9 protein-coding genes are annotated in these 12,289 nt (G+C 44.7%); all 9 read right to left on the minus strand.

Annotated elements, in window-relative coordinates:
* Position 1: 1 nt before the first annotated feature.
* Positions 2–667, minus strand: coding sequence for a hypothetical protein (locus tag ACQ4M5_RS31005; protein WP_430679666.1), 666 nt, complete (start codon positions 665–667; stop codon positions 2–4).
* Positions 660–3,032, minus strand: a complete 2,373-nt coding sequence (locus ACQ4M5_RS31010) for a CHASE2 domain-containing protein (RefSeq protein ID WP_430679667.1) — start codon at positions 3,030–3,032, stop codon at positions 660–662. Before ACQ4M5_RS31010 ends, ACQ4M5_RS31005 begins: the two co-directional genes overlap by 8 nt.
* A gap of 60 nt (positions 3,033–3,092) precedes the next feature.
* A complete protein-coding gene (locus tag ACQ4M5_RS31015; RefSeq protein WP_430679668.1) occupies positions 3,093–4,352 on the minus strand; it encodes a DUF1822 family protein in 1,260 nt (419 codons plus the stop codon).
* Complete coding sequence (locus ACQ4M5_RS31020; RefSeq protein ID WP_430679669.1) at positions 4,345–5,712, minus strand: hypothetical protein; 1,368 nt, start codon at positions 5,710–5,712, stop codon at positions 4,345–4,347. Before ACQ4M5_RS31020 ends, ACQ4M5_RS31015 begins: the two co-directional genes overlap by 8 nt.
* A 263-nt stretch (positions 5,713–5,975) precedes the next feature.
* Positions 5,976–7,274: a PrsW family glutamic-type intramembrane protease gene (locus ACQ4M5_RS31025; RefSeq protein WP_430679670.1), complete on the minus strand. Its 1,299-nt coding sequence runs from the start codon at positions 7,272–7,274 to the stop codon at positions 5,976–5,978.
* Between the two features lie 3 nt (positions 7,275–7,277).
* Positions 7,278–8,129 (minus strand): VWA domain-containing protein, encoded by an 852-nt coding sequence (locus ACQ4M5_RS31030; protein WP_430679671.1) that lies wholly within the window; start codon positions 8,127–8,129, stop codon positions 7,278–7,280.
* 26 nt (positions 8,130–8,155) lie between these two features.
* Entirely contained in the window at positions 8,156–9,409 is a 1,254-nt protein-coding gene (locus ACQ4M5_RS31035) for a protein kinase domain-containing protein (RefSeq protein ID WP_430679672.1), read from the minus strand.
* 92 nt (positions 9,410–9,501) lie between these two features.
* Positions 9,502–10,581, minus strand: coding sequence for an RDD family protein (locus ACQ4M5_RS31040; protein ID WP_430679673.1), 1,080 nt, complete (start codon positions 10,579–10,581; stop codon positions 9,502–9,504).
* On the minus strand, positions 10,553–11,953 hold the full coding sequence (locus ACQ4M5_RS31045; protein WP_430679674.1) for a protein kinase domain-containing protein: 1,401 nt from the start codon (positions 11,951–11,953) through the stop codon (positions 10,553–10,555). Before ACQ4M5_RS31045 ends, ACQ4M5_RS31040 begins: the two co-directional genes overlap by 29 nt.
* Between the last annotated feature and the right edge of the window lie 336 nt (positions 11,954–12,289).

A 12,289-nucleotide genomic window follows, 5' to 3' on the forward strand; every position in this document is an offset into this window, starting at 1 on the left:
TTCACCGAGCCTCAGTACACAAGCTTGCAAAGAAATCTTTGCGGTTTTGCACAAACTCTGGAGATGGACTTTTCACCTCAGATAGTACTTGTAGCGCATCTGACCATAAACGACGATCGTCATCCAGTAGGTAAGCAACTTTGGCATCGACGATTGCTTCGACAGATTGATTTTTCGAGTTTTGTTCGATTGCTTTCAGTGCAGCAAGATGTCGATTTCGTTCTGCTTTTGACATGACTGCCACCATATTCCACTGTGCAGTATCAATCAGCTTCTCGCCTAAAACCTGCCATTCATAGACCGTATCGGGTTGCAGCGGACTATCTCCTCCATACGCAATTTGCTGTGTGTCAGGTTTCAAGTTAACAGACCAAACTTCCTCTTTGGTGTTGTAGTCGCGCACGGTTAGCTTTGTAGCTTTTCCTTTTCCTGTCCAGACAAACAACGGTTGATCGCTAACCACAGTCAAGTCTTTTTCGAGCAATCCAGGAGCGATCGGACAAATACCGCTGCGACCTCCCAAAATCACTTTCGGTCGTCGTCTAAACCATGATGACAATTGAGCTTCAGCAGGCATCGATCCAGGCAAATTGGGTGCAGAGAATCCGAGAATTATACTGGCGACCAGTAAGCCAGAAGCAATTATGCGCTTTTGAGCCTTAGACATGACCTCTCCGTTTTATTGCCGATAAACTGTACGTTAAGAACACCGCAGATGGTAACAACCAAGGTAGAAGAAGTAAGGCTGAGATATAAACCTGTAGAACAATCAAGCCATAAATCCCAGTGAGTGTGACTAAGGCAACCGAAACCTGTAGACGAGTCAACTGAGTCCATTGTCCAGATCGTGAACGAATAAATAGCGCGACCGCTTTTCCCAATCCCACCGCAATCCCTACCATCCATAGATCAGGAATAGGAATCACTAGATGTCGCTGTAACCAGTGATGGGTCATATAGGCTAATGCTTCTCCACCCGTTAGCCATTCTTGACCTGTGTGGAAGCCTAGCGCAGTAGGAGCAAGTGATTGATCCGGTGCTTCTCCCACGCCCAATCGCTCATCACCTCCCGGAGCGACCAAAACAATTTGTTGAGGCAGATTTGAAAATTGATTGCTGCTATCGAGCAGGGAGCGAGCAGGGATTAACTGATAGACCGTATTCGGTGGTAATGAGAAATCGATAATCGGCTCTAGTCCAAGCGGGGGATTCCAACTGAGCAGAGTAGATACGGTGCGATTTGGAGCAGCCTGCTTGAAGGTGTCGAGCAATTGCTTACGACGATCGCTCCCCGATTGAGGCACTTTATCTAAGCTATCTCGTCCTGCTTGCACAAACGCCAGCAAATATGACATTGGACAATCAGTTTGGCATTTCTGCTCAGGCAATTGAACAAAATTCGGATATCCTTGAATGTTGCCGAGCATCGTTTGAGCAGAAGTAGTAATCCCAGTGCGTTTATTCACCCCAATCACGCTACCATTCCGTTGAATTGAGGCAAACGTGATCCAGGCTCCACGATTAACGGCTTGCTGAACCGATTTTTTCAGTACTAGATCGCCTTGTGGAACATTTTTTTGCGGAGTATCTAGCAACATATCAAAACCAATCACGCTTGCGCGGTTTTGTTGTAGTCGATCGAGAATTGCTGCAAGATACGTTCGATCAAGGGGTCTAAATTGAGTAATCCCCGCAGTATTCAAAGACTCTGTATCCATCTGAATCAGAGCAATTGGGGGAATCTTGTTCGCCGGAATCTGCGCTGTTACGTTTCGGTAAAGCGATTGTGTGTAGAGCCGCCCATCGCGCAGTATATCTTGTACGGGCAGCAGGGAACTGAGTAGAATACCTGTCGTCAGTGCGATCGCTTCAATCCGCGTAGGTAGCAGTTGGCGCAATCGATTTTTCCAGGACGTTGTAGCAAGTTGAAACAGATTGGCTCCAGGGTGACAAAACAGTGAAGGAACAAGCGAGGCAGATGGATAAGTATGGCTCTTTTCCAGTTGCAAGAACTGCCTTGCTGCCAACACCGCATCATAGATATCAAAGCCTTTTCCTAATCCTTGTAGAAAATGAATGAGAAACTCTTGAGCAACGCGGTTGTGAATCGGCTCGCGCATCACAACGACTTGTCCAAAGCCAAGATCAACTAATGAGTCAGCAATGCTTAATCCACTGCACGAATTAAAGATAGCGACTTGTAGTCCTTGCTTTTTCGCAGTGATTAATTGATGTTTGATTTCATTGATTGAGATCGAAACTCTAGGTGCAATTCCTAGTTCTCCGCCTGTCAAATCCGCTTCATTGCTGTGTCCCGCAAAAAACAGAACATCCCACCCCTGCTCATCTGCGATCGCACTCTTAATTTCCTTGATCACTTGATCCGCACTCTTTTCTGGTTGCCAGCCTACAAATTTGATTTCTGCTAGCTTTGAGAGCGATCGGACAGCCTCTTGATCGGCTTTAAAGTCGAGTCCGGTATCATCGCCCAGAATAGCTAGAATCCGAACACGTCTGGATCGAAATGAGTTTCTTTGAGTCGGCGTATTGATGTTGAGCGGAGATCGGATGATTTGGATAGCTCCGATCGTAGAGAACTCTGTTCCCAGTTCCCAAGTTTCCCAAGGAAAGCGATTAAGCTCAATGGGCGCACAAGTAAGAAATACGCGAATCGGCTTGGAACTGTTCGGCATTTGACTGGCAGAAGCGATCGTCGATCGAATGTCGTAGAGTTCTGCGCTCCGCAACCATCGATGAAACTCATACATGAATTTCGCTTCTGCTCGAACCAGTTCCTGATGCCAATCAATTTGAATGACACCCGTTCCTCCGGAGATCGTTCGTCCCCGTAGATGCCCAGATTGATAAAAATTGAGGTAGGTTTGCCGCCAAGTCTGATAAAGCTGAGTAAGTGTTTGTGGGTAGTTTACTTGCACACTCAGGCTTTGTCCCTGTCCCCAAGTGAGGTCAAACAGACAGCGCTGCTCAACTTTCTGAATTTTGAGGTGAAAAGTTTGGGTGTGATGTCTCATCGCAGTTTCTGAATGATACGGGCGGTTAGTTCTCGACTATTTCAACTCATGCATAAATTTCTAGTTTGGTGCATCAACTTGAAATCCAAATGGCGGAATCTCAAGGATATTAGTTTGATTCACAGTGACAGTGACTCGAAATCGTTCATTCCTACTCCCTAAGACCTGGGCGTAAACGACGCTCTCATTATTTTCTTGTAAGGTTCGCTCAAACAGAATCTCTGTCTCATCTTGAATAGAAAGTTTCAAACTTTGAGGCATCAATGAACCAGGTTCTGTACTTAATGCAATCAGCAACACCCACTCAGAAGAGGTTTCTAGTGGTATCCAGGTCACAGCATAAAGTCGAAATCTTTCTTGCCCAAATTGCAGGATTTGATAAGCCCCTCGCGCAGTTGCGGGAATGTCAACTCCCTCTGATTCTAAAAACGATCGAATCCCTTCAAAATCATCTTCGAGCGATCTCAGCGAGGGTAGACCTGGCGAGGGTAACAACAACCAACCGAGGTTTTGCGCGATCTCATCAATTTGATCCCGGAACCAAAGCCCGACATTAATTGAAGGTGGGTCATCAGAATAGAGTAACTTTACTAAGCTAGGATCGCTCAATAACGTTAAGCCTTCTTCGATGGAAAGAACAGTCCAAGGGAGTTGATCTCGAAGATTTTGTGTTGCTAGTTTTTCTCGAAGTGCAATCGTTGATCGCGGCGCTTCGAGAACAGGTAACCGCATTGCACTCGGCTCTAAACAACGGAAGTTTAATAGCAACGCACTCGCATTGGGATTAAACCAATCAAACGGAACCGCATAAGTCCAATCTGACAGAGGGTTGAGTGCGCCTAGATGCTGACGGAATTGATTATAATTGAGAAAGCCTACAATTCCTACTTTTTCCTCTTCTTCCAATACCTGGACTAAGACGTAGAAGTGCGCTACAAACTCTGGAAGATCAAACGCTGCGATCGACACCTTAATCTGATGATCAATCTGGTTCCCAACCGGAATCAAGCAGACCTTAAATGCTCCAACTTGTATATTGCAGGCTTCAGCCATCAGATTTGCATAACCCTCGCGCCAAATTGAAGCTTGATCGAACTGGGTATTCAATTCCGGCGATCGCTCCCGAATCCATTGTTGAAATCCAAATGTTGCCAGTGCAGCAAGATACGCTTGCCAGCATTGCTCAAAATCGAGAATGAGACTGCTGAATTGCGCTGCTTGTTGAATTTGTTCGGGCAACAGTTCAATTTGCGCTCGATCTAGCGCATCCCAACTTGGGAAATCAAATTCATCCAGTATCGGACTCGGTAAGTTAGACATAGCTGTACTTCCTCGAAGCGAGATAATGACAAAGACGACGGGCAAATAAACTCCGAAGCGGTTGATTTCGGATGGGTGATAGTGCTTCGGTTTCGGCTTCAGCGATCACGCTCGAAAGTTGCTCGTCTAGAATCGAATCTACCTGTTTTTCAAGTTGCTGTAGTCGATCGACATCTGCATAAAGTTTGGCTTTATCCATCACTCGATCTCGCAAATAAACGAGTGATTGCTGCCGGATATCTGTTCGCAGATCCGCGAGTTTCAATAATCGAGTTACTTCATATTGTTTCTTCAGCCCAACTTGTGGAGCGATTTCGCCCATTGATTGCCCCTGACAGTGAAATAGATGCAACGCAGTGAGAAATGCTTCTTCAACGGGTCTACGCCTACGCTGGAAGTTTTCTAAGACAGTTGGAATGACTTGAGCGATCGCACTGTCCAAACAAGATAGGAATTGATCTTGATAAAACTTGAGAAAGTCCAATACTTCATCGTCTTCAGGCAAAGATTCTACCTGATCGATGACGGGTTGTATGTCTGGTTCATCAAGCGAGACTGTCTGAACCGAACCTCCTCTTGCAAGGATTCGGGCACGTCGGAGCTTACTAGCGATCGCCTTCAACTGATTCAAAATCGTCTCATGATCGACGCTTTTCTGAGTCCGATTGTATAGCTCGATCGAGATTCGTTCTAACTGTTCAATTGTAGGGGGTTGACACGGTAGTCTCGCCCCAGAACGCCGCAGTCTCAGGCGATCTTGTCGATAAACGGCATGAAAGCTGTACAAGAGTGCTGAACTGTACTGAATCTCGATACTCGGCAAATAGTAGCTTTCGCTTAGAATCTGCTGAAGGGAGTTCTGTTTCGTATCATTCAAAATTGCCCAATCGCTGACTAAATAAACCCCATGCTCCAGGAGAAATCGCTTGAGTTCTGGATGTTGCTTGGCTTTTAGGTTGATCCAAGTCGAGAGAGAAGCCTTGTCCGGATCGAAGGAGTGCAAAATTGTTTTCCATAGAGATTCGGTTGAATGCGACCTCCCATCGTCATCAAGTACAAAAGGTAGTACATCCCAGTAGGTAAATCCGTTGCGATCGCCAAACTTAGAACTGAGATTGCGACAGACTTGATCGATTTGATGTGAGATAAAACACCGCAAACACAGAGCGGCTTGTTCCTCACCAGACTGAAATCGCCGCCACAGTTCGCGCTGGATGGTGACATCTGGCACTTCTGCCTTTGCCGACTCATCTAGCAACTGCTCATAAAAATAGGTCTTTGCACTGGTCATGATTTCAATCCGCCGCCTGCCTGCTGAATCTAGCTTTACGAGTTGCCAGTAGTGCGATGCGAAACTCACGGTTTTTACCCTACTTCAGACCGACCGTCCTATTGTTTCATCTTCTTAAGGAAAAGTCACGATTTTTTGGGTGAATTTACGGAACTTCATTAGCTGCGTCGATCTTATTTCTCTCGGTTCAAGGCTCTCTATGATTACCTTATAGGTCTGGTGCAAGACGATACGCCTTCTAAACTCCATGAGAGATTAAGATTCGATTCTCTAAGGCATCACATCATCTCTACTCTATGAATTATTCTCTATTGAATTTGGGGAACAGCCCACTACGATGACAGGTAGGTGTGGTACTTTCGAGAAACTTTTCGCGCTTTGAGAATACAGCCAATTAGTAAGCAGTACGACAACAAACCCGCCATTCCCTGAGCTACCGAACCCAATCGACTACTCACATTCCAAACCGCATGAATGAATGATGCAACAAAGTATCCAATAGTTAGACAACTCCAACGCTTGCTTGGTTTGAGATAGCTGAGTCCAATGTAGTACCCGAAGCATCCGGTGTACGCCATGTGACCAAATACAGAACCAACAATTCTTGGAATGAGCAGTTGCAATCCGACAAGCTGACCGACACCCACACCACTTTGACTCGCAATTCCTCCGATCGCAGTTGGAACGTATTGTCCCAATGTTTCGATCAGTGTGAAGCTCAATGCAGAAGCGGCTCCCAGAATAATTCCATCGAGTGGTTCGGAAACGCCAATGCGTCGTCGCTGAGAAGATTCGAGTAACTGTCCCCACCAAGCTACAACAAAAATTGGAATCGCTTTCAACAACTCTTCTGCGAGTCCTGCACCAAAAAAGAAGGCGATAAAACTGGAGAGCAACCCTGTCTCCTGATTGGGAATTTGACCTGGTAGAATTTCTCGAAACACTAGGATAATCATCCCCCATATCGGAGTCATTAACAGGAAAGGAGTCATGGTGATCGTGCATCCAATAACCCACCAAGGCTTATTTTTTTGACAAAGTTGGTAGATTACACAGAATCCACTTCCCCCTAAATAGAGTGCTAATAGAAGATTGAAAACGGCTGGATTCCCTAGATTGGCAAATAGTAAAGTTACTGCACCAACCGTCAAAATTCCCGGCACTAGATAAGAAGTGCGACGAGAAGGTTCCTTGAGAAAAGACAGTGGAATAATCTGGCTGTATCCTACATTGCTTAGTTCAAGCGATTTAAAGGATTCTTCCGAATCTGCCGCCTCATGGGTACTTTGAACAATCGGCTCGTCAGCTAAAGTGAGGCTCACTTGAATCTCGGTAGTTCCTATCACAATCGTTGTAAGACCATCAAGCGGTGTGAGATCGGCTAACGGATGACCGTTGATCAGAATCGGGTTGCTTTTGCGTAAGTTCTGAAGGTAAAACTTTTTGTTGCGATCGTTCCATGTGATTTCAGCTTGGAGTCGAGAAATTCTGGGATCGGAGAACACAATGTCGCATTGTTTTGAATCTCGTCCTAACCGAATCGCACTAGCTACGCTGTCCAATGAACTAAAGTCGATTGTCCGAGATTTTATTGCACCTGCCTCATGCCATTGCAGTGTAATTGTATTCATGGCTTAATTGCCTTGCTCCCCCAAAGTTGAAAGTGAAATCGAGTTGCCGAGTGCCATTAGAGTTTGCTTGAAATTGGCAGAACGTTTACGAAAGTCGTCTCCTTGACCAATGTCAAATGCTAGCCCTCGTGTCACTACTTCCAACAGCTTCAGATAAATGTGGTTGCGGTGGTCTTGAGTTCGCATCACCAGATAGATTTGATCAATCTTGACCTGTTTAATTCTGTGCATGACTTCCTCAATAGTCTGAGTCTCGCAATCAGGAATGTGAGGGGGAGCATCAGTTATAAGCACAAGCACTCGACTGGCATCCGGGTCAAATGGTTGATTGAGCGCAAGCATCATTGCGTCTAAGCTACTCTCTGGTTCATCTCCACCTCCTTGAGCCTTCAAGCTAGAAATTTCTCGACGAAATAAGTGAGGATCATTTGTAAAGGGTTGTCCGTTAAACTGAATAACTCGTTGTTCTTCCTGAATTTTGCAATCGCGAAACTCGATTAAGCCCATTCTGGTACAAACAGATTGTGACTCGATCGATTCAACAAAATCAATAATCACATCTCGCACAGCATCAATTTCGCCCTGCATACTGCCCGTACAATCAAGGACAAACATAATGTCCACCTTACGCTGTATGTATAGCTGCTTGTGAACTGGCGTGAACTGATTTGGAGTCGCCTGATCGATAACTTGAACTTTTAGAGTTGCCTGACCGTTATTGACAACTTGAACTTCTGGTGAAGATGTATATGCAATATCCTGATTTTTCCAACTCGTCGAAAGATGACTACCGCACTGTAGGCAAAACTTTGCAACATCAGGATTGACTGCACTGCAATGAGAACAGGTTTTCATGGAAGATGGCTCCTAAAGATAAGAAATCAGCTTGGAAGTACAACGCGCAAGAAAATGTCACCAACTTTTAACCGAGTTCCGTCAAGTAACTCAGTTGGTGCGGCATTCGGTTCGAGAGCAACACCACTGACTAGCGTAGGGTTGAGTTCACTATTTGGAAGAATAGCTTTCTGACGGATATCGCTGACGAAATAACGATTTCCCTGTCGAGTAAAAACGAGATGTCGTCTACTAATACTGCGATCGCTGCCCGCAATATCGATTCTTCCCAATACAAGTTGCTCACCTGGGTCAACTCTAACTAAGGTACAAGCGTTTTTATTTGTACCAGATTCGACAATCAACAGCGGGTATTTCAAGTTCACCTGATATGGCTCTCGCGGAACTTCCGGCACATCAGCACGAATTGACTCACCGCATAGCGCTTCAATTACCTCATTCACAGTGGCATAGCGTTCTTTTGGATCTCGTTTGACCATTCGAGCAAGCACCTGCTTAGCATTACTGTAGAGATCGCAAGAGAAATCTGAGAGTACAATACATTCCGTTGGAGGAGGAAGTTGCTTCAAAAAATTTGTGAATTCATAGAAGCCTCCACTGCGCCATCCTTGCTTTGCCCAAAATGTGTATCCCATAGACATTTCATAGAGGATCTGACCTAGTGCATAGATGTCAGTACGAGCATCAGAGAACTTAGAACCCTCAATCGAAATTTCTGGTGACATATAAGGTGGGGTTCCCATCATGTCACCTGTTTTAGTGAAACCCGTCGCCTTGAACTTTGCCAACCCAAAGTCAATTAGCTTTACGACATCATTCTCTCCTACAAGAATGTTTGCTGGCTTTAAATCACGATGAATGATGTTATTTTTGTGAGCATCTGCTACTCCTCTGAGAATTTGGTCAAACAGAAAGCGTTTACGAGCGACTGTTAATGTCTCTTCTCTTAGGACTCGATCAAGCGACTTTGCTGAGAAGTATTCAAACAAGATCAGGAACGTACTATCATTCCATTCCCGGAGTCCAATCACTGGGATTATGTAGTTTGAAGAAATAGTGACACTTGCTTCCAATCGGACACGATGAACAAGGCGGCTACTTGGTTCAATATTCTGAATGATTTTTAGAACATAAAGATTTTTTGTTCTAATATCTTGAACCTTCCAAACAGTTCCGAATCTTCCAGCACCTAACAGTTCTAACAGTTTAACTTCTTTGATCTCTTCGACATGAATTGGAATAAATCCACCTTGAAAAGCCTGTAATTCTTGAATGAGCATAGCTGAAGTGAGTATTTTGCTGAAGCAGAAGTTTTGAGCAGATTTCAATGCTTAGAACCTCTCAAGAACCTGAGAGGTGAATTACTCAGATGCTAGTCACGAATAAAATTCATTGATGCAGGTAATCGAACCTGATTCGCAACACAATTAAACGTAACAAACGATCCATCAGGACGTTTCTGGCGATAGATGTTGTCGGGAATGTATCGATCGGCGGGTTTCTTCGTAGTTGCATCAACTGGATCTGCTCCAAACAACCAGAAGCCACTCGGAGATTGTCGAAGCTTAATTGTTTGCACAACAGCTTTTTTCTCGTTAGTATCATCGTCAAAATACTCAGTTTGCATCGTTCCTGACTCTCCTCTCATGGTTAATGTAGATAGATGCACTGTGCTTCCTACACTGAACTGAAGTTGCCAAACTCCATCAATAAACGACACTGGCGAAAAAACTTCCTCTTGTACACCACAGAGATTGATGGTAGTGGTTTTAGAAATTGGAGAAGGCTGAGGAGTAAGACCTGGAAGGGGTGATGGTGGAGTGCTTCCTTCTTGTCCTGGAGAAGATGGGACAAGATGAAATAGAAGTCCTGAGATGAGTGCGATCGCTGCAATCTGGAGGAGTGCTTTTTGAGGAAGTTTACCTGGTCTATCTTCTACATCAATAACAAATGTTTTGGCAATGCGATCATGAAGCGCCTGTTTCTCTGGATTGAAAAGCACCATCAATCCAGCGAGTAAGTTACCGAGTGCAGCAATTAGCACGACAAGACCAGCAAGTGCTAAAAGAGATGAATTCTGTGCGTTCACAGCCGCAAAAATCGCTGCTATAAAAATGACTATCACCCATATACCTTTGCTGAGGTATCGAATTACAGCTTGTGAAACGGTGAGTTTCTTGCCTTGGCTGTTCGTCACCATGATACCCAGAGCCATTTTTCCCAGTGTCGCTTGCTCTGCTGAACTTTCTAATAATACAAAATAAGCACCAGCAATCAAAACAGCAACAACCAGATAAGCAAGAATTTTGGCAGGAGATTGAGGTTGAGTTTGTCCAAAAACAACGAAAGTAGTAACGATGATGGTGACAAAGTTATCGATAAACATTGCTAGAAGCCGTTTAGGGATACCAATGTAGCGGGGATTAGAGGTTGTGATTTGCTGCGTATCCATGTTCTTTTCTCCGAATAACTAAACATTTTGTGATGCGATCGTGGAGCGCTTGCTTATAGTCTGTGAAGCCAGCCATGAAGAAACCAATCAACAGGATGTAAGACAAAATTTTGCAGATATGACGACCGTAAGCACGTCCCAGCTTAATTTTTCTGCCGCTTAGATCAGTCACTTCAATGCCAACTAATGCCTTACCCAGTGTTCCTTGCAACGGGGAACTGTCCATAACGGGAGAGTAGATTAGGGAAATGAACATATAAGCACCCAAAAGACTCCAGCCATAGCTTTCTGATGTTGCATTTGCAGGTGAATATAAGACCAAGCTTGTAACAAGCAGAAGAATGACATCAATGAGATATGCCATCGATCGCAGTGCAAATCCAGCAGGTCTTAATTCTTTTGGTTGTGTTGGTTCTTTTGGTTGTGTTGGTTCTTTTGGCGATACTTCCAAATGCCACCAATCGGACAAGCTTTGCGGACGTGCCTCTGCATGGAGTTGAGTGGCTCTCAGGATTAATTCTCGCCACGGTTCAGATAAGCTTGAAGTAGGAGTCCAATCTTGCAGAGTACGACTGATGGATGTCGGCGGTAGACTCCCGATGAGCATCTCATGCAGCATCATTCCAAGTTCAAACACATCGCTCCATGCTCCAACTCTATGAGTATGACCAGCTTTAAGTTCGATTGGAGCGTAAGCTTCTTTGTACGATCGAGTAGTATTTGTGCCCAATCCCTGTTTGGCAGCCCCAAAGTCGATAAGCACAACTCGATCTTTCTTCGTGATCATCACATTCTCTGGAGAAAGATCGAGGTGATAAATCTGCTGCTGATGCGTCGCGCTTAACGCTTTGACCAGGCTAGATAGAATGACCTGAACTCGCTCCGGTGGTAAAGTGCGACCAAGTTGCTGGTTAAGTACCTTTCTCAATGTCTGTCCATCAATCAGTTCCATCACTAGAAAAGCCGTTCCTTTAGCTTTAAAGGAAGCATAAACTTTCACGATGTTATCGATATGGTTTAGCTGGGCAAGTGTAGTTCCCTCTCGCAGAAAGCGCTCTAGGCTTCGGTCATACCTATCTTGTTGAGAGACAGGTACAACCACCATACCTGTATTGTTATTGCGACAGGCATGTTCCTGTGGGTAAAATTCTTTGATTGCGACAGGTCTGTTTAACGAAAGGTCAATCGCACGATATGTGATGCCAAATCCGCCTCGACCCAAAGGATACTCAATACGATAGATGTTGTACAAAATAGTTCCTGGCTCTAAGCAATCCTTCAGTAAGGATGGCAGGTGAACGCCACAGCTCGGATTTGGGCAATGCTCGGTATCAATTGAAATGTTTTCATAGCCGCAATGTAGGCATTGCATAGTATTCACCCCTTGCTAATTAAGCTTAAAAAATGTGATTCAATCAATCGAAGATTTCCAACATCCCGTCTGAGTATCCATTGCTTTGTACATCCACTTGCTTCTAGCGTGAAAAGGCGAACCGAGTCATCTGAACTACGAATTTCCTGAATTCGTAGTTCTTTACCCACTGAAGTAACGCTACTTGGGCACTGCGGCACTCCAATAAGTAGGGCTTGCTGAAAAAGTCATTCTGTAAAAACTGGATCACAGACTTCTCTGAATCTGCATCCTTTTATTTATGCGATCGCCAATTGCCATTGATTCGGTTGTCGCCGTGTTCGATGTAATTCAAAG

The organism is Leptolyngbya sp. AN10, assembly GCF_050565645.1.
Classification (GTDB): Bacteria; Cyanobacteriota; Cyanobacteriia; order Leptolyngbyales; family Leptolyngbyaceae; genus Leptolyngbya.

Coding starts and splice junctions, on each gene's coding strand:
- ACQ4M5_RS31030 (WP_430679671.1), bottom strand. CDS start 8,129: ATGAAAACCTGTTCTCATTGCAGTGCAGTCAATCCTGATGTTGCAAAG.
- ACQ4M5_RS31010 (WP_430679667.1), bottom strand. CDS start 3,032: ATGAGACATCACACCCAAACTTTTCACCTCAAAATTCAGAAAGTTGAG.
- ACQ4M5_RS31005 (WP_430679666.1), bottom strand. CDS start 667: ATGTCTAAGGCTCAAAAGCGCATAATTGCTTCTGGCTTACTGGTCGCC.
- ACQ4M5_RS31035 (WP_430679672.1), bottom strand. CDS start 9,409: ATGCTCATTCAAGAATTACAGGCTTTTCAAGGTGGATTTATTCCAATT.
- ACQ4M5_RS31040 (WP_430679673.1), bottom strand. CDS start 10,581: ATGGATACGCAGCAAATCACAACCTCTAATCCCCGCTACATTGGTATC.
- ACQ4M5_RS31015 (WP_430679668.1), bottom strand. CDS start 4,352: ATGTCTAACTTACCGAGTCCGATACTGGATGAATTTGATTTCCCAAGT.
- ACQ4M5_RS31025 (WP_430679670.1), bottom strand. CDS start 7,274: ATGAATACAATTACACTGCAATGGCATGAGGCAGGTGCAATAAAATCT.
- ACQ4M5_RS31045 (WP_430679674.1), bottom strand. CDS start 11,953: ATGCAATGCCTACATTGCGGCTATGAAAACATTTCAATTGATACCGAG.